The organism is Enterobacter cloacae complex sp. 402C9, assembly GCF_050030745.1.
In the GTDB taxonomy this organism is placed as follows: domain Bacteria; phylum Pseudomonadota; class Gammaproteobacteria; order Enterobacterales; family Enterobacteriaceae; genus Enterobacter; species Enterobacter intestinihominis.
In genome coordinates, this window is sequence record NZ_JBLGUW010000001.1 from 3369469 (window position 1) to 3388639 (window position 19171).

The following is a 19171-nucleotide window of genomic DNA, read 5'->3' on the forward strand; positions in this document are numbered from 1 at the left end:
CCGACTTGCGGCTGTGCCTTAATAGCCGTATCGCCCAAAAGGGTATACTCAGGAAAAGAAAGTGAGTCAGGCTACGCGTATGCGAAAACGACATCGATTTAACACCCGGATGACCCGCATCATACTGCTCATCAGTTTCCTGTTTTTCTTTGGCCGCTTTGTTTATTCCTCCATTGGCGCCTGGTATCACCATCAGGACAAAATTCAGTCACAGCAATCAGGTCTTGTAGTGGATTCGCCCGAGCGCTAACGTCCATGTTCACGCTGTAACAGCCGAATAATCACCGTCATCCCTTTGCTGAGGATCTTATCCTGACGCATCACTATCGCCAGTTGCCGGCGCAGAACGGGCGTTAACGATTGAACGCGTAATCCCTCCCGGTCGTCGGCATGCTCTACCGCCATTCGCGGCACAATACTGTAGCCCAGCCCTGCACGTACCATGCGTTTGATGGCCTCAATACTGCCAAGCTGCATAACCGGTGAGACGGCTAGTCCGCGGGCTTCAAACCAGCCGTCAATCAACGTTCGCGTACCGCTGCCCGACTCAAACGCAATGAGCGGCTGAGCGTATAAAGAGTCTGGCGTAAACTGCTCCCCTTCTTCCAGCTGAACCTGCGCGCTAATCCAGACAAACTCTTCCTCCATCGCGTGCATAATCGCCAACGTACGACCGCTCGCCGGTAGCGTGACCAGCCCCATATCCAGCCGATTCTCCTCAATCGCCCTGACGATATCCGGCGTATTTCCCGTCGTCACTCCGATCCGTAACAGGGGATACTCCTCACGAAGCTGCTGCAACAGCGCTGGAAGCAGATGAATACAGGCCGTCGCGCCCGTGCCGAGCGTGATGGTGCCGCTCACTTCCTGATTGAACGCGCTAACCGAAGGAATTGTCTCCTCAACCGCCAGTTCAAGACGTTCACCGTGCACCCGTAGCGCCTCACCGGCAGCAGTGGCTTTGATTCCACGCCCCGTACGTTCGATCAGCCGCGTCTGAAGAAACTGCTCTAGCTGGCGTATTTGCAGGCTGACGGCGGGCTGGGAAATACCCATTACATCTGCTGCCGCAGAAAAGCTGCCGCGTTGAACGACCAGACGAAAAGTGGCGAGGTGTCCCAGATTGAGCGTCGTCATGCAAAGTTTCTCTTATACGGTGAATAAGGATACGGCTCTGCCAGCACAATACCGCGCCCTGTATGCTCGGGACAACTGCCTAACGGAATGAAAAATAATGGAAACACCTGCACTCCCTCGCCGTCTTGCGCTCACTGCGGGATGTAATCAGCTCATTAACTGGGGGATCTCCTTTTACATGCCGGGAACCTTTGCTCATGCCATTACAGCAGACCGAAGCTGGTCGTCCCCCGAAATCTATCTCGGCCTGACGCTGGCCATGCTGGTTATGGCTATTGTCTCGCCGTTTGTCGCTCCTCTGCTGGCGCGTTTTGGTGGACAAAGGGTGGTAATGAGCGGGACCTTGCTGATCGCCGTAAGCTGTCTGTCAATGGCCTTTACGTCCACACTTTCAGGCTGGTATGGCGCCTGGTTGCTGACCGGCATCGGGATGCGCCTGTCGCTGTATGATGCGCTTTTCTCTGCTCTTGTGAACCTATACGGACCGCAGGCACGCAGGACAATCTCTCGTGTCACCCTGGCGGGCGGGCTGGCGTCCGCTGTCTTTTGGCCGCTGGGAGACGCCTTACTGAACGTGATGGGTTGGCAGGATGCGCTGAAGATCTACGCCCTGTTCGGTCTGCTCAGTGCCCTGCTTCTTCGGCGCTTCCCGCGCCAGCGCTTTACGGTCAAGCCCAAAGCATGTACGCAGGTCTCCCCTCATGACAGGCGTAACGGCTGGCTTTATGCAACCTTCATTGCTCTCATCACCTTCGTCTCTAACGGCACCTCTACCCACCTTCCCGAATTTATCGCCAGCTTCGGCCTGCCGGTCGCCGTCGGCATGCTGTGGGGAATGGGGCAGACCGGTGCGCGCCTTATGGAGGTGCTGGCAGGGGCGCGCATCACTCCGCTAAAACTGACGCTTTTCACTGCGCTCGCCATGCCGCTTTGTTTTCTCATCGGACTGAGCAGCGACATGCTGGCCTGGTGTGCCGCCGGATTTGTGTTCGGCTTTGGTGCCATTAACGGGCTGGTGACTATCGTCAAAGCGACGCTACCCCTGGAACTGTTTAGTACAGAGCGCTATGCCAGCCGCACCGGGCTGCTGCTTATTCCAGGCCAACTGATGGCAGCCGCCTCTCCGTTTGCGTATGCGTGGCTGAATAAGTCGCTGGGTATAACAGGCGGAATGTGGGTTTCCGCAGGACTGACGCTGGTCATTGCGGGGTTCGCAGTGGCGCTCGTGCGCAGCCCAGGCAAACAAACTGTATCGCACTGTATCCCGAGCGCTACGCTGACAAACCGGTACAAAACGCCCGCAAAAGCAAACATCCCCGATACATAAAAATGGTCTTCTGTGTCCCTCGCCATAATAAACTGATGAGGAGAGACACAGATGATTCGTCGATATTTCCTGCTTCCTGTATTTGCGCTGACGTCCTTTGCTGGCGCACTGGCCGCACCGTTGGATGGCCTGAGCGCCGCTGATGTTAATGGCCCGGCCGCCCTAGCGCCGCAGGAAAAACCCCAGCCGCCAGCAAAACTGATCGTCGACCCACCGCTGGCGGGACCGCTGAGTAAAGGTGCGGTCTTTATTCAGTACCGCGTCGAAAACCTGCGCATTGAACCTGTATTTGGACCCGACGCACTGAAAGTCACTCCGCGTATCGGCCATATTCACGTAGTGGTGGATGACGCGCCCTGGCACTGGGCTGATACCAGCGGCGAGCCGGTGATCCTGGTCGGGCTGCCCGCCGGGAAACACAAGGTAACCATCATCGTTGCCGACCCGACGCATAAGCCCATCGACCATAAAACCGTTGAATTCACCGTACCGCCCCACGCGGCGGTTCATCACTTTTAAGGAGCCTGTTATGAAAGCATTGTCTGTATTAACAGCGGCGCTGCTGGCGGTTTCCACCAGCGCGCTGGCAGAGACGAAAGCCAGCGTGGTGCTGGTGCACGGGGCGTTTGCCGACGGCAGCAGTTGGAATAAGGTGATTACCCGGCTGCAAAAACACCATACCGAGGTCATTGCGGTACAACTTCCGCTCACGTCTCTGAAAGATGATGTCGCCGCCACGCAGCGTGCTATCGCCCGGGCTCATGGCGACGTTGTGCTGGTTGGGCACTCCTGGGGCGGGTCGGTAATCAGCGAAGCGGGCAATAATGCGCGGGTGAAGTCTCTGGTTTACGTTGCCGCTTTTGCGCCGGATTCCGGCCAGTCGACGGCAGAACTGGCAAATAGCTTCCCTGCTCCGCCAGGGAGCGCCAGCCTCGCTAAAACGGCAGAGGGGTATTTATATCTGCCGACAAAAGCGGTCAGCGAGAATTTTGCCCCTGACGTGAAGGACGTTGAGCGCAGCGTGATTGCCGCGACGCAGAGCCCCATTAAGGCCAATGCGTTTGGGGAGAAAGTCGCGCATGCCGCCTGGCATGACAAACCGAGCTGGTATGTGGTCAGCAAAAATGACCGGATGATCAATCCTGAGCTTGAGCGCGCAATGGCGAAGAAAATCAACGCCAACACCACGGAGGTTGCGGCAAGCCATGTATCGATGGTCAGCCAGCCGGACGTTGTTACCCGTACGATTGAACAGGCGTTATCGGGTCAACAGTGATAAAAAAAGCCCGCATGATGAACGGTCCGACTTCGGGCCACGCCATCCTACGGGCTTTATGTACTTGCGGCTCCTGTAACGGGGTTATGTGCGGTTTTGTCACAAACGCGCCTTCGCCCTCACTGAACCATCAGAAGCTATACGTCACCTTCAAACTTCCCACAGGAGACGTTTTTCGCTGAACAATGGGGCTATCGCCCGCCTCTCCCGTCAGCTGCGTAACGCCAGCTGCGGCAAGCAGGCTCCAGCGGGAGGTGAGCTTATGGGTCCAGTCCAGGTTCAGCGAATAGGCGTATATGCCCGATCCGGCATCATTTCGGGCAAAACCCGATGCGGCCGACTGGGCGGCGCTGACCCCGTAGTACGTTTGCATGTACTTGCTGGATCCCCAGCTGCCGGTCAGCGCCAGCGTCACCGAGTTTTCAGGAGAGGTGTAGAGCGGGCTGGCAATGCCGAAGTGCACAGCCTCACCGTTGTCTCTTTCCGAAACCGGGACCTCAGCCTGCAGCTGCACGTTAAGCCAGTCAGTTATCCTGTACCCCAGCCCCGGCACAACGACGGCTGAGCCTTTGACGTCACCCATCCCCCGCAGATAGTCGCTGCCGGAGGCGATTGAATCGCTGCTTACGTCGCGATCCTTACGTCCTGCGCGATAGCTCAGCGCAGCGCTGTAATCCAGGTTGCCAACGCGGTTGCCGTAGCCGAGCCCGCGGGTAGTGCTAATAAAGAACCCATTTTCCATCGCGTAATCAACCACCTGGGCCGCAGTAACGCGGCTCTTATCCGAACCGGAATAGCGTGGCGCAACATCCACGCCGCCCCCCAGGGTTAACACGTTGCCCTGGCGCTGCCCGGCCGCCAGCGCCGGGGTAGCCAGTAACGCCAGGACGGCCCCCGACAGGATGCTTTTCACGCTGCGACCGATGAGTGAACGGGGGAACCTGTGACGCAGTTTGCAGTTTCTCATTAAAGAAGCCCTTTTGGATTCAGATGGTTACGATTCAGGCGGTGTTAAACGCCAGCGCGCTCATTCTGAATACCCTCCCTAAGGTTCTTATGAGCCGAAAATGAAGAAACGCTGAAGCACGTGCTGGTTATGTAAAGCTAAATGATTTCCTGATACCGTTTTTTTCTTAAGCTGTTCTTCATGCACTGTTGATACAGTTACCAATGTGAAAATTCTACTAATTGAAGACGACCTGGATCTCGGCAATGGCGTGCGTATCGCCCTAGCAGATCAAGGATTTGATGTCATATGGGTACGCCGAAAAGAGGATGCGCTGCATCAGCTTGAGCTCTGCGTGCCGGAGCTTATCCTGCTCGACCTGGGGCTGCCCGATGGCGATGGCATGAGCCTGATGACGCGCCTGCGTCAGCAGCTCCGGGGGATCCCCGTCATTATCCTGACGGCGCGAGGCACGCTGCAGGACCGCCTGTGCGGGCTGGACGCGGGCGCGGACGACTATCTGGTCAAACCTTTTGTTCTCGCCGAGCTGCTGGCACGCGTGAGAGCCCTTGCGCGACGCAGTTACGGTTTTGAAAATGAGGCAATAGAAATTCGCGGTTTGTCGCTTCATATTCCGACGCGTCGCGTAACGGTGAGCGCACGCCACGTTGAGCTGACGGCAAGCGAATATGCGCTGCTTGAAACGTTAATGCTGCGCGCCGATCGCGTGCTTACGCGGCGGTATCTGGAAGAGAGGATATTCGGCACGAAAGAAAATCTCAGCAACGCGCTCGACGTGCATATGGGTAACCTGCGGCGAAAAATTGGCGATGGCTTTGTGCGAACGGTGCGGGGCGTAGGGTACGTCATTGATACCGTACCGGTTCAGAAGGCGGCAGGCTGATGCGTAATTTTTGGTACCGCCTCAGGCTCCCTACGCTGGTCAGGCGAATGCTGGTCGCCCAGATGCTGCTGCTTACGTTACTGTGGTGTCTTTTTTTAACCTTCATTTTGCTGGAGGACCTGCGCAGCCCTCCAATACTCACGGGCAGTGAGACTTACGAAACCCTCTTTTCCCTGGTTGAGAGCATGGAGGATAGGCCGCAGGCGCGTAATGAGGTGCTGGCCGCGTTCAGCAAGGCGCTGCGGGAGGGTTATGGCGGCGGTGAAGATCCGGAGCTCGCTATCAACCTGATCGTTCGCAAGCATAATGAGATTATTTTTTCTTCGCGTGGCGCGCCAACGGAGGTGAAAAATAGCCGCCTGGGGGAAATGCAGCGCGTCCGGACTGGAGACCACACCTGGACGAGCCGCACGCTCAAATCCGCGCGCTCCGACGTTGAAGTCACCCTTTTCACCCCGGCTGGCAGCTGGAATTTCTTTATCTACCTGAACTCGCGCGGCTATTACGTCATGCCGCTGCTGGTATGCATCCCTTTTCTTCTGTTTCCCGCGTGGCTGTCAATCCGCATCGCGATGCGCCCCTGGAACAGGGTAGTGAATGAAATTTCATTGCGCACGCCAGACGATCTCTCTCCCTTAAAAGCCGTTCCCAGGCACAGGGAGCTGCGCCAGACGGTGGACGCGATTAATGACTTTCTCGCCAGGGTGCGGGAAAGCGCCGAAAGGGAAAGGGTGTTTATTGCCGATGCCGCGCACGAGCTGCGTACGCCGCTGGCCGCGATGCGAATCAACGTCGAGGCGCTGCAGTCCTGGGTCATCAGCGAAAGCCAGCAGGAGCTGCTTGCAGGCATTGTTCGCAGCAATAGCCGTGCTGCTCGTCTCGTCAATCAGCTTCTGCTGATGAAGAACAGCGAAGCGCACATCGACACGGTAATGGAGCCTGTGCCGCTGACAACGCTTATTCAGGAGCGAATGGCCGCACTGGAGCCGCTGGCATCGGCACGCGGGATTGAGTTTGAATTCTTCGCCGACGATGAAATCCATGTCGCAGGCATTCGGGAACGTCTGGTGTCGCTGATCGACAATTTAATTGAGAATGCCGTGAAGTACAGCCCTGAGGGTGGACGCATTGAGGTACAACTGCAATCGCGTGATAAGTGCCCTCAGCTGCGCGTCTCAGACGCGGGCCCCGGTATCCCGATTGAACTACGGGAGCGCGTGTTCGACAGATTTTTCCGCGATCCTAATCAGACCCAAAGCGGGAGTGGACTGGGGCTTGCCATCGTCAAAGCCGTTACGCAGCAACACAACGGCAGGGTCAATCTGAGTACGTCAGCCGAAGGTGGTCTTATGGTGACCGTTGATTTCCCGAATCCGTCGTTCGCATGAACGTAAACCCGGCGCTACACGTCCTGACATGTGTCAGCGCAGCGTTACTTCACGTATGCCGCAGATTGCTTCAATAAAATTACCGTATTTGTTATATTGTTACTTACTGATTATTCACCTCTGCGGTGCCAAAAAGAACAAGATTCACCGCAACCCAGGACAGAAAAATGTTAGATTACCGCTTCCCGACAGCTTTGCAGATGGTTCTCAGCGTAGCGATGGCGGAGCAATCGGGTGAACGTTCGACGAGTGCAATCCTGGCTTACGGCCTGGAAGCGAATCCGAGCTTTATCCGCAAATTAATGGTTCCTCTCGCCCGCGACGGCATTATCGTCTCCACGCTTGGCCGCAACGGCTCTATTCACCTTGGCCGCCCGGCTGAAGAGATCACCCTGCGTGATATCTACCTTTCCGTCACTGAAGATAAAAAGCTGTGGGCGTCCCGTCCTGACGTCCCGGCCCGCTGTGTGGTCAGCGCCAACGCCTGCTGGTACTTCAAATCAATCGCTGATGAAGCGGAGCAGGCTTCGTTAGCGGTTTTAGCGCGCCATACCGTCGCCAGCGGGCTGGAAGAGGTGAAAAAAGCCGATACCAGCGGGTGCGATCCGGTGCCGGAACTCTGTACGCAGCATAAAAAAGCGCCTTAATCCTGACGGATTGCGAAAAAAAGCCGCCTTCACAATGAAGGCGGCTTTTTGTTATCTGCTACGTCCTACGCAGGCAACACCTCTCTTTCCGCTTTGCCGCGCGTCACGAACTTACGCAGCGTCACGTAAAAGACCGGCGTCAGGAACAGACCAAACAGCGTTACGCCCAGCATCCCGGAGAAGACGGTGATCCCGGTGACGCCGCGGACTTCTGCCCCTGCCCCGTGACCAAGGATCAGTGGAATGGTCCCGGCAATAAAGGCGATAGAGGTCATTACAATCGGGCGTAAACGCAGGCGGCACGCCTCCAGCGCAGCCTCCATGATGCCTTTGCCCTGAATTTCCAGCTCGCGGGCAAACTCCACGATAAGTATCGCGTTTTTACAGGCCAGCCCCATCAGCACGACCAGCCCCACCTGCACGAAGACGTTGTTATCGCCCCCGGTCAGCCAGACGCCGAACAGCGCGGAGAGCATCGTCATCGGCACGATAAGGATCACCGCCAGCGGCAGCGTCCAGCTTTCATACAGCGCCGCCAGCACCAGGAACGCCAGCAGCACCGCGACCGGGAAGACGATCAGCGCCGTATTGCCCTGGGTGGCCTGCTGGAAACTCAGGTCCGTCCATTCAATATTCATCCCGTTCGGCAGGATCTGCTTAGACATGGCGTCCAGCTGCGTCATCGCCTGCGCGGAAGAGAGCACGCGCGGGTCAGCATCACCAATAAGATCCGCCGCCGGGTAACCATTGTAGCGGATCACCGGGTCCGGCCCGTAGGTGGTCGTGATTTTCACCATACTGCCAATCGGCACCATTTCGCCCTGGTCATTGCGTGTGCGTAAATTCGCGATATCTTCCACGCTGTCGCGGAACTGCCCGTCGGCCTGTGCCATTACGCGCCAGGTCCGTCCAAACTGGTTAAAGTCGTTTACATATGACGAGCCCAGATAGGTTTGCAGCGTGCCGAAAAGATCGGTAAGCGATACGCCCTGCGCTTTCGCTTTATCACGGTCAACCTGCACATCCAGCTGCGGAACGTTAGCCTGGTAGGTTGAGATGGGGAAATGCATACCCGGCGTCTGCATAATCGCCCCGGACATGGTGTTCACCGCGTTTTGCAGCGCGCCATAGCCCAGACCAGCACGATCCTGAATATACAGGGAATAACCGGACCCTTGACCCAGCCCTAAAATCGGCGGCGGCAGAATCGAGAAGCCAAAGCCCTGCTGGATTTGCGCGATTTTCGCATTGATCTCCGCGTTAATTTCCGCCGCAGTATGTTTACGCTGGTCGAACGGCTTCAGGCCAAAGAAGACCGTTCCGGTGTTCGGCGTATTGGTGAACTGGAGCGCGTTCAGGCCAGGAAACGCGACCGCATAATCCACGCCTTCGGTATTCATCCCGATTTCGCTCATTTTGCGGATCACCGCATCGGTACGCGCCAGCGACGAGCCTTCCGGCATTTTCACGCCGCCGATCAGGTACAGCTTATCCTGCGTCGGAATAAACCCGCCGGGTACGACTTTAAACATCACACCCGCGGCACAAAGCAGCAGCAAATAAACCGCAAACACTGCACCGCGTCGGCCAAGCGTTTTCCCTACCAGTCCCTGATAGCCGGTCGAGCTGCGATGGAAAAAGCGGTTAAACGGACGGAAAATCCAGCCGAACAGACGATCGATAAGCCGGGTCGGGAAATCTTTCGGGGCACCATGCGGCTTCAACAGCAGCGCGGCCAGCGCCGGAGAAAGCGTCAGCGAGTTGATCGCGGAGATCACCGTGGAAATGGCTATCGTTACCGCAAACTGTTTGTAGAACTGGCCGGTCACGCCAGAGAGGAACGCCATCGGCACAAACACTGCACACAGCACCAGCGCAATGGCGATAATCGGCCCGGACACTTCACGCATCGCCTGATGCGCCGCCGCAAGCGGGGCGAGCCCCTCTTCGATATTTCGCTCGACGTTCTCCACCACCACGATGGCATCATCCACCACGATACCGATGGCCAGCACCAGCCCGAACAGGCTCAGGGTATTCAGCGAGAAGCCCAGCAGGTAAAGAATGCTGAAGGTACCCACGACCGATACCGGCACCGCGATCAGCGGGATGATCGACGCGCGCCAGGTTTGCAGGAACAGGATCACCACCAGCACGACCAGCACCACCGCTTCCAGCAGCGTTTGTACAACCGCACGGATCGAGTCGCGCACAAATACCGTTGGGTCGTAAGGTGCCGCCCACTTCATATCGTCCGGGAATCGCGTGGACAGTTCGTCCATTTTGGCGCGCACCGCGTTAGACAGATCGATGGCGTTTGCCCCCGGCGACTGGAAGATACCAATCCCGACCGCGTCTTTATTGTTCAGCTGGGAGCGCAGCGCATAGCTGCCGGAACCCATCTCGATACGCGCCACGTCGCGCAGGCGGACGACCGTACCGTCCTGCGTTGTTTTCAGGACAATATTGCCAAACTCTTCTTCGGTATGCAGACGGCCCTGGGCGTTAATGGAGATCAGGAAATCGCTCTCTTTCGGCAGCGGCTCGGCGCCAAGCTGCCCGGCGGATACCTGTACGTTTTGCTCCTGCATCGCCGTCACCACGTCCGAGGCCGTCAGTCCGCGCGCCGCCACCTTGTTTGGATCCAGCCAGACGCGCATCGCGTATTCACCCGAGCCGAAAATCTGGATCTGACCCACGCCGGGCAGACGCGCCAGCTCGTCCTTCACCTTCAGCGTGGCGTAGTTACGCATATACAGTGAATCGTACTTACCGCCAGGCGAAAAGAGATGCACCACCAGCGTCAGCGTTGGCGACTGTTTCTGAGTCGTAATGCCCAGACGCCGAACGTCTTCCGGCAGACGCGCCTCGGCCTGTGCGACGCGGTTTTGCACCTGTACCTGCGCCTGATCCGGGTCGGTACCCGGACGGAAGGTGACGGTAGTCACCAGCACGCCATCGGAGCCCGCGACGGATTTCATGTACATCATGTTTTCAACGCCGTTGATCGCCTCTTCCAGCGGCGTCGCCACGGTTTCGGCAATCACTTTCGGGTTGGCGCCCGGGTACTCGGCGCGCACCTGCACGCTTGGCGGCACGACATCAGGATATTCGCTCACCGGCAGCAGCGGGATGGCGATTAATCCTGTGATAAAAATCAGAATCGACAGTACGGCGGCAAAAATCGGCCTGTCGATGAAAAAACGGGAAAAGTCCATGGATTGGGTTCTCAGGTAAGGGATCAGTTGAGGGCGGCGCTGGCGGTCATGGCAACGGTTTTCGCGTTAACCGGCATACCCGGCATAAACACTTTTTGTAAACCATCGACGATGACTTTATCCCCGGGTTTCAGCCCCTGCTGTACGATACGTAAACCGTCGGCCAGACGCCCCGGCGTAATATCGCGGCGCTGCGCTTTCCCGTCTTTATCAACGACATAAACATACTTACGATCCTGATCGGTCAGCACCGCCTTATCGTCAACAAGCGTGGCTTTAAATTCCGCACTGCCCGGCAGGCGCACGCGTGCGAAGAGTCCCGGCGTGAACTGACGCTGTGAGTTATCCAGCAGCGCGCGCATGCGGATTGTACCGGTACTCGGCGTGAGCTGGTTATCCAGGAAATCCACTTTGCCCTGATGGGGATAGCCCTCCTCACCCGTCAGACCAATCTCCACTGGCAGCGCCGTGTGGTGACTGGACGCCCCCTGCCCGCTGCGGGCCAGGTTCTGATAGTGAAGATAGGTGGACTCGTCCACATCGAAGTAGACGTAAACCGTCTTCTGTGAGACCAGGGTGGTGAGCACGCTGGCGCTGTCACCCGCAGTCACCAGGTTACCGCTGGTGATCAGCGCCCGGCTGGCGCGACCGTCGATAGGCGCGGTCACTTTGGTGAAGTCGAGGTTGAGCTGCGCGGCATCAACCGCCGCCTGCGCCGCGCGAATATCGGCCTGTGCCTGGGTAGCAGCGGAACGGCGCTGCTCCCACTCTTCACGGGATACCACGTTGGTATTGACTAATTTATCGGTACGGTTAGCCTCGCTTCGCGCCAGGCTGGCCTGCGTTTTGGCTCTCGCCAGGTTCGCCTGCGCCTGTTCCAGCGCCGCGCGATAGGTTCGGTCATCAATCGTGAACAGCACCTCGCCCTTTTTCACCTCCTGGCCGTCGGTGTAATTCACTTTATCAATGTAGCCGGAGACGCGTGGGCGCAGCTGAACGCTTTCCACCGCTTCAATGCGACCGTTAAAGCTGTCCCACTGGCTAATGGATTTCACCACCACGTCAGCTGCGCTGACGACGGGCGCTTGCGGTGCGGCATTTTGCGCGACGCTGTCATCGCACCCGACGAGAAGCGCGGAGAGTAAAACCACCCCCGTCGCGCTCAGATGAAAGTAACCCCAGGTTTTTTGCAGGCTCATTATTTTTATTCCGGTTATTGTAGCCGCCGGGCAAGACGCAGCGGGAGGCGCCGCGCCACTTCCTTTGTCCGGTCTGGCTTAAGGCCATTTGTGTCGTTCATCGCCACAAAACTGTAACAGTTGCGAATACACTATCGCGGCGATTGTAGGAAGGCGCTTAATTAAGTGCAAGAATAATTGTTGCACTTTATGTGCTATTTGCGGCGAAGGTAAATCACGGGTTTTGAGAAGGGATTTAAATGTAACAATAAAACTTGCAATTAATATCAAAACGGGCCACCTTTAAGTGCAACAAACAAAGATGCTTTTAATGCGTGGCGTAGGGGGAAGCAAGATGAACACGGGTGCATTCATTCACGATTTGCTCGACTGGATCGACAACAACCTTGATAGCCGCCTGGACATTGAAACCGTCTCCAGGCGAGCCGGCTATTCGAAATGGCATCTCCAGCGGATCTTCAAAGAACATACCGGCTCCCCTCTCGCTGAATATATTCGCGCGCAAAAGCTGCAAAAATCGGTTGAGCGCTTAGCCCAAAGCGATGAACCGATTCTGAACGTGGCGATCGCGCTGGGCTTTGATTCTCAGCAGTCCTTCAACCGCAGCTTTAAGCGTCAGTATGGTCAGGCGCCAGGGGCATGGCGACGCAGTATCGGCTGCCGTGGATCCCGACAGATGAGCCAATAATTCACGTCCCGTTCGGATATCAGTTACAAAAGAAAAACCCTCTGTAAACAGAGGGTTTTATCAGTCTTACCTGCTTATAACTTCGCAGGAAAGGTTATGGGCTTACTCCCACTCGATCGTCGCCGGTGGCTTGCCGCTGATGTCATACACCACGCGGGAAATGCCGTTCACTTCGTTGATGATGCGGTTAGACACGCGGCCTAAGAAGTCATACGGCAGGTGCGCCCAGTGCGCGGTCATGAAGTCGATGGTTTCCACAGCACGCAGGGAAACAACCCAGTCGTACTTACGTCCATCGCCCATTACGCCTACAGAACGAACCGGCAGGAACACGGTGAACGCCTGGCTAACCTTGTTGTACAGGTCAGCCTTGTGCAGCTCTTCGATGAAGATCGCGTCCGCACGACGCAGCAGGTCGCAGTACTCTTTCTTCACTTCGCCCAGCACGCGTACGCCGAGGCCCGGGCCCGGGAACGGGTGACGGTAGAGCATGTCGTACGGCAGACCCAGTTCCAGACCAATCTTGCGCACTTCGTCTTTGAACAGCTCGCGAAGCGGCTCAACCAGGCCCATCTTCATCTCTTTCGGCAGGCCGCCCACGTTGTGGTGAGATTTGATGACGTGTGCTTTACCGGTTGCGGAGGCGGCGGATTCGATCACGTCAGGGTAGATAGTGCCCTGCGCCAGCCATTTCACGTCTTCCAGCTTCAGCGCTTCTTCGTCGAACACTTCCACGAATACGCGGCCGATGATTTTACGTTTCGCTTCCGGATCGTTCTCGCCTTTCAGCGCGTCCAGGAAGCGCTGCTCGCCTTCCACGTGAACGATGTTCAGACCGAAGTGGTCGCCGAACATGTCCATGACCTGCTGGGCTTCGTTCAGACGCAGCAGGCCGTTGTCCACGAAGACGCAGGTCAGGTTTTTGCCGATGGCGCGGTGCAGCAGCATCGCGGTCACGGAGGAGTCGACGCCGCCGGAGAGGCCGAGGATCACTTTGTCATCACCAACCTGCTGGCGGATACGCTCCACGGCGTCGTCGATGATTTTTGCCGGGGTCCACAGGGCTTCACACTGGCAGATATCACGCACGAAGCGCTCCAGCATGCGCATACCCTGACGGGTGTGAGTCACTTCCGGGTGGAACTGCACGCCGTAGAAGCGTTTTTCTTCGTTCGCCATAATCGCGAACGGGCAGCTTTCGGTGCTGGCTACAGTCACGAAGTCCGACGGGATAGCGGTGACTTTGTCGCCGTGGCTCATCCACACGTCCAGCAGCGGTTTGCCGTCTGCGGTCAGGGAGTCTTCGATTCCGCGCACCAGCGCGCTGTCGGTGACGACTTCTACCTGCGCGTAGCCGAACTCACGCTCGTTAGAGCCTTCTACGTGGCCGCCCAGCTGCATCGCCATAGTCTGCATGCCGTAGCACACGCCGAACACCGGTACGCCCGCTTCGAATACGTACTGCGGCGCGCGCGGGCTGTTCTCTTCGGTGGTGCTCTCCGGGCCGCCGGACAGAATGATGCCGCTTGGATTGAACTCGCGAATCTGTGCTTCCGTGACATCCCACGCCCACAGCTCACAGTAAACGCCCAGCTCACGCACGCGACGCGCCACCAGTTGAGTGTACTGAGAACCAAAATCGAGGATGAGGATGCGATGTTTATGAATGTTTTCCGTCATTGACGCTAATTCCGAGGCAAGTGAAACAGATTAAATAAATCGCCCGACACGAGGTCGGGCGAAGAAAATCATGATCCCAGACGGTAGTTCGGGGACTCTTTGGTGATCGTCACGTCGTGCACGTGGCTCTCCTGGATACCCGCACCGCTGATGCGTACGAATTCCGCTTTGGTACGCAGCAGGTCAATGGTACCACAGCCGGTCAGCCCCATACAGGAACGCAGGCCGCCCATCTGCTGGTGGATGATCTCTTTCAGACGGCCTTTATAGGCCACGCGGCCTTCGATGCCTTCCGGTACCAGTTTGTCAGCGGCGTTATCGGTCTGGAAGTAACGGTCGGAGGAACCTTTGGACATCGCGCCCAGGGAGCCCATACCGCGGTAGGATTTATAAGAACGGCCCTGGTAGAGTTCGATTTCGCCCGGGGATTCTTCGGTACCGGCCAGCATGGAGCCCACCATCACGGCTGCGGCACCTGCGGCGATCGCTTTGGCGATGTCGCCAGAGAAGCGGATACCGCCGTCCGCGATAACCGGAATACCGGTGCCTTCCAGCGCTTCAACCGCGTCAGACACCGCGGTGATCTGCGGAACGCCCACGCCGGTGACGATACGGGTAGTACAGATAGAGCCAGGGCCGATACCCACTTTCACCGCGCTGCAACCGGCTTCCGCCAGTGCGCGAGCACCTGCGCCCGTAGCCACGTTACCGCCGATGATCTGGAGATCCGGGTATTTAGCACGGGTTTCACGAATACGTTGCAGAACGCCTTCGGAGTGGCCATGTGAGGAGTCAATCAGCAGCACGTCAACGCCCGCGGCAACCAGCGCGTCAACGCGCTCTTCGTTACCTGCGCCCGCGCCAACCGCAGCGCCGACGCGCAGACGGCCATGCTCGTCTTTACAGGCGTTCGGTTTACGTTCTGCTTTCTGGAAATCTTTAACGGTGATCATGCCACGCAGGTGGAAGTTCGCATCCACAACCAGCGCTTTCTCAACGCGTTTTTCGTGCATTTTCGCCAGCACCACGTCGCGGGTTTCGCCTTCGCGAACGGTCACCAGGCGCTCTTTTGGTGTCATATAGACGCTGACAGGCTGGTTCAGGTCAGTCACGAAACGCACATCACGACCGGTGATGATGCCCACCAGCTCGTTGTCTTCGGTCACAACCGGGTAACCTGCAAAGCCGTTACGCTCGGTTAGCGCTTTCACTTCGTGCAGGGTGGTGGTTGGCAGAACGGTCTGAGGATCGGACACGATACCGGATTCATGTTTCTTCACGCGGCGAACTTCTTCCGCCTGACGCTCGATAGACATGTTTTTGTGGATAAAGCCAATGCCGCCTTCCTGTGCCAAAGCGATAGCCAGACGCGCTTCAGTCACGGTGTCCATTGCTGCGGAGAGCATAGGAATGTTCAGACGAATGGTTTTCGTCAACTGCGTGCTGAGGTCGGCAGTATTCGGCAGAACGGTGGAATGAGCGGGAACGAGGAGGACGTCGTCAAACGTCAGTGCTTCTTTAGCGATACGTAGCATGGGCAATATCTCTGACCTGGGTGGTTAAATATTGCCGTGGCATTATACAGAGCGTAACCGATTGCATCTACACTTTTTTGAAAAAAATGCTTGCGATCGCCTCTCAGCAGGTTACTATCGACTGAATAACTTGCTGATTTAGAATTTGATCCCGCTCACATGTTATCCTCTCAATCCCCCTCAATTTATACTGTCAGCCGCCTTAATCAGACGGTGCGTTTGCTGCTTGAGCAGGAAATGGGACAGGTCTGGATCAGCGGTGAAATCTCTAACTTCACGCAGCCTGCTTCCGGTCATTGGTACTTTACGCTAAAAGACGACACCGCTCAGGTGCGCTGCGCGATGTTCCGCAACAGCAATCGTCGCGTGACGTTCCGCCCTCAGCATGGCCAGCAGGTTCTGGTTCGCGCCAACATTACCCTGTATGAGCCGCGCGGCGATTATCAGATTATCGTCGAGAGCATGCAGCCCGCTGGTGAAGGCTTGTTGCAGCAGAAGTACGAGCAGTTAAAAGCCATGCTTTCGGCTGAGGGATTGTTTGACCAGCAGTTTAAAAAGCCCCTGCCCTCACCTGCCCACTGTATTGGAGTTATCACCTCGAAAACCGGCGCGGCGCTGCACGATATTTTGCACGTCCTGAAGCGCCGTGACCCTTCCCTGCCCGTCATTATCTACCCAACTGCCGTTCAGGGTGACGATGCGCCGGGGCAGATCGTGCGCGCGATTGAGCTGGCGAATGCGCGTCAGGAGTGCGATGTCCTGATCGTCGGGCGCGGCGGCGGCTCGCTGGAAGACCTGTGGAGCTTTAACGACGAGCGCGTGGCGCGGGCAATCTTTGCCAGCCTTATCCCTGTGGTGAGCGCCGTCGGCCATGAAACGGATGTGACGATAGCCGATTTTGTCGCGGATTTACGCGCGCCCACGCCGTCCGCGGCGGCAGAGGTGGTCAGCCGTAATCAGCAGGAGCTACTGCGCCAGATCCAGAACGGGCAGCAGCGCCTGGAGATGGCGATGGACTACTTCCTCGCCAACCGTACCCGCCGCTTTACCCAGCTTCATCATCGTCTGCAACAGCAGCATCCGCAATTGCGTCTGGCGCGTCAGCAAACCGTACTGGAGCGTCTGCGTCAGCGGATGAACTTCGCGCTGGATAACCAGCTTAAGAAAGCGATATCGCGCCAGCAGCGCACGACTCAGCGTCTGAACCAGCAGAATCCGCAGCCAAAGATTTATCGCGCACAAACGCGTATCCAGCAGCTTGAGTTCCGCCTCGCGGAAAATATCCGCTCACGCATGAGCGCCACCCGCGAGCGTTTTGGCAATGCGGTCACCCATCTGGAAGCCGTCAGCCCACTCTCCACGTTGGCCCGCGGCTATAGCGTGACCACCGCGACGGACGGCAATGTGCTGAAGCAGACGAAGCAGGTTAAAGCAGGGGATGTGCTCACCACCCGGCTTTCTGACGGCTGGGTCGAGAGTGAAGTGAAAGAGATCAAACCGGTGAAAAAAACGCGTCAGCGTAAAAGCGGATAAATCTTCGCCGGTTACAAACTATACTGCTGCTATTGCCTTTTTTAATAAGGAGAGCAGCATGCCCCATCTACATAGCGTCATCCCTCCGTATATTCTTCGCCGTATTATCGAAAGCGGTTCTGAGCCGCAGCAGCGCTGCGCCCGTCAGACCTTAACCCACGTCCAGACGCTGATGGCCCATATGCCGGGCAAACCCGCCGCGCCGCATGTGAATAAAGCCGGTCAGCTTGAGCGTGACATCTACGATGCGAAACAGACCCAGGAGCTGCCGGGTACCCAAGTACGCTATGAAGGCCAGCCCTCCAACGGAGATGTGGCGGTGGATGAAGCGTACGATTATCTGGGTATTACCCATGATTTCTTCTGGAAGGAATATCAGCGCGATTCGCTCGATAACAAAGGGCTGATCCTCACCGGCACCGTGCACTATGGCCGTGAGTATCAAAACGCCTTCTGGAACGGCCAGCAGATGGTCTTTGGCGATGGCGACGGGGAAATCTTCAACCGCTTTACCATTGCCATCGACGTGGTAGCGCATGAGCTTAGCCACGGCGTGACGGAGACCGAAGCCGGACTCATCTACTTTGAACAATCGGGCGCGCTGAACGAGTCGTTATCCGACGTGTTCGGTTCGCTGGTGAAGCAATACCATCTTAAGCAAACCGCCGATAAAGCAGACTGGCTGATTGGTGAAGGGCTGCTGGCGGAGGGCATCAACGGGAAAGGGCTTCGCTCCATGTCTGAACCCGGCACGGCCTATAACGATCCGCTGCTCGGTAAAGATCCGCAGCCCGGGCATATGAAAGATTTCATCAAAACGCGCGAGGATAACGGCGGCGTACACCTTAACTCCGGTATCCCCAACCGCGCGTTTTACCTGGCCGCAACGGCGATCGGTGGCTACGCCTGGGAAAAAGCGGGTTATGCCTGGTACGACACGGTTTGCGATCGCAACCTGGCGCAGGATGCGGATTTTGATGCCTTTGCAAAACTGACGATAGCGCACGGCGAGAAACGCTCCGGTAGCGACGTTGGGGCGGCTATAAAACAAGCCTGGGAACAGGTAGGAGTGCTGTAATGCAGGTTCCGGAACTGACGGATGACGCCGTGGTTGAGCTGGCCCGGGAAGGCGGCGTCGCTTTTATCCCTAAGCTGAGCGGCCAGCGCACCATTGCGCTCTCCTCGCTTAATGAGGCCCAGCGCCAGCGCCTGGTGAGCATTCTGGAGCAGGCTTTCCCGCGCGGCCAGCCGCCCGGGCAAGCCTCTTCCCCCGGCAGAGGTGACCAGCGCTATTTCCGCATCCAGATTATCTGGACCGGCCAAAATCAGGCGCACTACGCCGATATCATCGTGCTGGTACCCGAGCAGGAAGCACCCGAGTCGCTGGTGGAACTGTGGCAGAAAGGTGAAGGCTGCGTGTGCGATTAACCTTCAGCCCGAACAAACTCCACGCGTTTTTTAGAGATAAGACCGTGGCCGTTCTGGCAAAAGTAATCCACCGCACCGCAGGCCTTGAGTACCTGAAGCGGTTGATGGCAGTCAGGGCAGCGCGCTTCGAGGGGAATATCGTTATTGCAGCTGTCGCAGTGCGCGATACCGTTTTGCGGCTCGAGCGCTGCGTGGCAATCCGGACAGGTTATCGACATGCTCTCTCCTGTTGAGGTGGGCCGGGGCTGGATAACTGCCCCGGCAG

General features: G+C 57.2%; 18 protein-coding genes. 11 read left to right on the forward strand and 7 right to left on the reverse strand.

The genetic code is table 11. The annotated features are described in order from the left end of the window. Positions 1-79: 79 nt before the first annotated feature. A complete protein-coding gene (locus ACQG1K_RS16070) occupies positions 80-250 on the forward strand; it encodes a YfgG family protein (protein ID WP_017383512.1) in 171 nt (56 codons plus the stop codon). Here ACQG1K_RS16070 and ACQG1K_RS16075 read toward each other — a convergent pair. Continuing rightward, positions 247-1137: a LysR family transcriptional regulator gene (locus tag ACQG1K_RS16075; RefSeq protein ID WP_063200937.1), complete on the reverse strand. Its 891-nt coding sequence runs from the start codon at positions 1135-1137 to the stop codon at positions 247-249. The two genes, ACQG1K_RS16070 and ACQG1K_RS16075, sit on opposite strands and share 4 nt — an antisense overlap. 97 nt (positions 1138-1234) lie before the next feature. Between ACQG1K_RS16075 and ACQG1K_RS16080 the strand changes: the two genes are divergently transcribed. The 3 genes from ACQG1K_RS16080 to ACQG1K_RS16090 are packed head-to-tail and all read left to right on the forward strand — an operon-like array spanning position 1235 to position 3740. Continuing rightward, entirely contained in the window at positions 1235-2464 is a 1230-nt protein-coding gene (locus ACQG1K_RS16080) for an MFS transporter (protein WP_063200939.1), read from the forward strand. Positions 2465-2515: 51 nt separating this feature from the next. Next, on the forward strand, positions 2516-2983 hold the full coding sequence (locus ACQG1K_RS16085; RefSeq protein WP_032623794.1) for a DUF6130 family protein: 468 nt from the start codon (positions 2516-2518) through the stop codon (positions 2981-2983). A gap of 10 nt (positions 2984-2993) precedes the next feature. Continuing rightward, positions 2994-3740, forward strand: a complete 747-nt coding sequence (locus ACQG1K_RS16090; protein WP_063148297.1) for an alpha/beta fold hydrolase — start codon at positions 2994-2996, stop codon at positions 3738-3740. A gap of 130 nt (positions 3741-3870) precedes the next feature. Here the strand turns inward: ACQG1K_RS16090 and ACQG1K_RS16095 are convergent, their stop codons facing one another. Next, positions 3871-4707 (reverse strand): MipA/OmpV family protein, encoded by an 837-nt coding sequence (locus tag ACQG1K_RS16095; RefSeq protein ID WP_367075107.1) that lies wholly within the window; start codon positions 4705-4707, stop codon positions 3871-3873. Positions 4708-4912: 205 nt separating this feature from the next. On the opposite strand from ACQG1K_RS16095, the gene ACQG1K_RS16100 reads away from it, so the two are divergent. The 3 genes from ACQG1K_RS16100 to ACQG1K_RS16110 all read left to right on the forward strand — a co-directional run bounded on the left by ACQG1K_RS16100 (position 4913) and on the right by ACQG1K_RS16110 (position 7625). Continuing rightward, on the forward strand, positions 4913-5590 hold the full coding sequence (locus tag ACQG1K_RS16100) for a response regulator (RefSeq protein ID WP_046618996.1): 678 nt from the start codon (positions 4913-4915) through the stop codon (positions 5588-5590). Further along, positions 5590-6978 (forward strand): sensor histidine kinase, encoded by a 1389-nt coding sequence (locus ACQG1K_RS16105; protein WP_367075109.1) that lies wholly within the window; start codon positions 5590-5592, stop codon positions 6976-6978. The genes ACQG1K_RS16100 and ACQG1K_RS16105 overlap by 1 nt, the downstream gene beginning before the upstream one ends. 167 nt (positions 6979-7145) lie before the next feature. Next, the gene (locus ACQG1K_RS16110; protein WP_367075111.1) at positions 7146-7625 is read left to right on the forward strand and encodes an RrF2 family transcriptional regulator; all 480 of its coding nucleotides are present in this window, start codon (positions 7146-7148) and stop codon (positions 7623-7625) included. A 65-nt stretch (positions 7626-7690) separates the two neighbouring features. On the opposite strand, the gene oqxB is transcribed toward ACQG1K_RS16110, so the two are convergent. After that, on the reverse strand, positions 7691-10843 hold the full coding sequence (gene oqxB, locus ACQG1K_RS16115) for a multidrug efflux RND transporter permease subunit OqxB (protein WP_023300700.1): 3153 nt from the start codon (positions 10841-10843) through the stop codon (positions 7691-7693). Positions 10844-10866: 23 nt separating this feature from the next. Beyond that, positions 10867-12042 (reverse strand): efflux RND transporter periplasmic adaptor subunit, encoded by a 1176-nt coding sequence (locus ACQG1K_RS16120; RefSeq protein ID WP_045308556.1) that lies wholly within the window; start codon positions 12040-12042, stop codon positions 10867-10869. Positions 12043-12376: 334 nt separating this feature from the next. Here ACQG1K_RS16120 and ACQG1K_RS16125 point away from each other — a divergent pair, with 334 nt between their 5' ends. Further along, positions 12377-12730 (forward strand): helix-turn-helix domain-containing protein, encoded by a 354-nt coding sequence (locus tag ACQG1K_RS16125; protein ID WP_006811509.1) that lies wholly within the window; start codon positions 12377-12379, stop codon positions 12728-12730. Positions 12731-12832: 102 nt separating this feature from the next. Here the strand turns inward: ACQG1K_RS16125 and guaA are convergent, their stop codons facing one another. Both guaA and guaB read right to left on the reverse strand, forming a co-directional pair. After that, complete coding sequence (guaA, locus tag ACQG1K_RS16130; protein ID WP_006811514.1) at positions 12833-14410, reverse strand: glutamine-hydrolyzing GMP synthase; 1578 nt, start codon at positions 14408-14410, stop codon at positions 12833-12835. A gap of 68 nt (positions 14411-14478) precedes the next feature. Continuing rightward, positions 14479-15945: an IMP dehydrogenase gene (guaB, locus tag ACQG1K_RS16135; RefSeq protein WP_003860601.1), complete on the reverse strand. Its 1467-nt coding sequence runs from the start codon at positions 15943-15945 to the stop codon at positions 14479-14481. Positions 15946-16104: 159 nt separating this feature from the next. On the opposite strand from guaB, the gene xseA reads away from it, so the two are divergent. The 3 genes from xseA to ACQG1K_RS16150 are packed head-to-tail and all read left to right on the forward strand — an operon-like array spanning position 16105 to position 18906. Then, positions 16105-17478 (forward strand): exodeoxyribonuclease VII large subunit, encoded by a 1374-nt coding sequence (xseA, locus tag ACQG1K_RS16140; protein WP_367075115.1) that lies wholly within the window; start codon positions 16105-16107, stop codon positions 17476-17478. 58 nt (positions 17479-17536) lie between these two features. Then, a complete protein-coding gene (locus ACQG1K_RS16145; protein WP_023306696.1) occupies positions 17537-18556 on the forward strand; it encodes a M4 family metallopeptidase in 1020 nt (339 codons plus the stop codon). After that, positions 18556-18906: a protealysin inhibitor emfourin gene (locus tag ACQG1K_RS16150; protein WP_023300706.1), complete on the forward strand. Its 351-nt coding sequence runs from the start codon at positions 18556-18558 to the stop codon at positions 18904-18906. The genes ACQG1K_RS16145 and ACQG1K_RS16150 overlap by 1 nt, the downstream gene beginning before the upstream one ends. On the opposite strand, the gene ACQG1K_RS16155 is transcribed toward ACQG1K_RS16150, so the two are convergent. Next, positions 18903-19124, reverse strand: a complete 222-nt coding sequence (locus ACQG1K_RS16155; protein ID WP_023300707.1) for a zinc ribbon domain-containing protein — start codon at positions 19122-19124, stop codon at positions 18903-18905. The genes ACQG1K_RS16150 and ACQG1K_RS16155 overlap by 4 nt on opposite strands. Between the last annotated feature and the right edge of the window lie 47 nt (positions 19125-19171).

Bases quoted from the DNA above. Each gene is read 5' to 3' on its own strand.
- ACQG1K_RS16070 (WP_017383512.1), top strand. From the start codon at position 80: ATGCGAAAACGACATCGATTTAACACCCGGATGACCCGCATCATACTG.
- ACQG1K_RS16075 (WP_063200937.1), bottom strand. From the start codon at position 1,137: ATGACGACGCTCAATCTGGGACACCTCGCCACTTTTCGTCTGGTCGTT.
- ACQG1K_RS16080 (WP_063200939.1), top strand. From the start codon at position 1,235: ATGGAAACACCTGCACTCCCTCGCCGTCTTGCGCTCACTGCGGGATGT.
- ACQG1K_RS16085 (WP_032623794.1), top strand. From the start codon at position 2,516: ATGATTCGTCGATATTTCCTGCTTCCTGTATTTGCGCTGACGTCCTTT.
- ACQG1K_RS16090 (WP_063148297.1), top strand. From the start codon at position 2,994: ATGAAAGCATTGTCTGTATTAACAGCGGCGCTGCTGGCGGTTTCCACC.
- ACQG1K_RS16095 (WP_367075107.1), bottom strand. From the start codon at position 4,707: ATGAGAAACTGCAAACTGCGTCACAGGTTCCCCCGTTCACTCATCGGT.
- ACQG1K_RS16105 (WP_367075109.1), top strand. From the start codon at position 5,590: ATGCGTAATTTTTGGTACCGCCTCAGGCTCCCTACGCTGGTCAGGCGA.
- ACQG1K_RS16110 (WP_367075111.1), top strand. From the start codon at position 7,146: ATGTTAGATTACCGCTTCCCGACAGCTTTGCAGATGGTTCTCAGCGTA.
- oqxB (WP_023300700.1), bottom strand. From the start codon at position 10,843: ATGGACTTTTCCCGTTTTTTCATCGACAGGCCGATTTTTGCCGCCGTA.
- ACQG1K_RS16120 (WP_045308556.1), bottom strand. From the start codon at position 12,042: ATGAGCCTGCAAAAAACCTGGGGTTACTTTCATCTGAGCGCGACGGGG.
- ACQG1K_RS16125 (WP_006811509.1), top strand. From the start codon at position 12,377: ATGAACACGGGTGCATTCATTCACGATTTGCTCGACTGGATCGACAAC.
- guaA (WP_006811514.1), bottom strand. From the start codon at position 14,410: ATGACGGAAAACATTCATAAACATCGCATCCTCATCCTCGATTTTGGT.
- guaB (WP_003860601.1), bottom strand. From the start codon at position 15,945: ATGCTACGTATCGCTAAAGAAGCACTGACGTTTGACGACGTCCTCCTC.
- xseA (WP_367075115.1), top strand. From the start codon at position 16,105: ATGTTATCCTCTCAATCCCCCTCAATTTATACTGTCAGCCGCCTTAAT.
- ACQG1K_RS16145 (WP_023306696.1), top strand. From the start codon at position 17,537: ATGCCCCATCTACATAGCGTCATCCCTCCGTATATTCTTCGCCGTATT.
- ACQG1K_RS16150 (WP_023300706.1), top strand. From the start codon at position 18,556: ATGCAGGTTCCGGAACTGACGGATGACGCCGTGGTTGAGCTGGCCCGG.
- ACQG1K_RS16155 (WP_023300707.1), bottom strand. From the start codon at position 19,124: ATGTCGATAACCTGTCCGGATTGCCACGCAGCGCTCGAGCCGCAAAAC.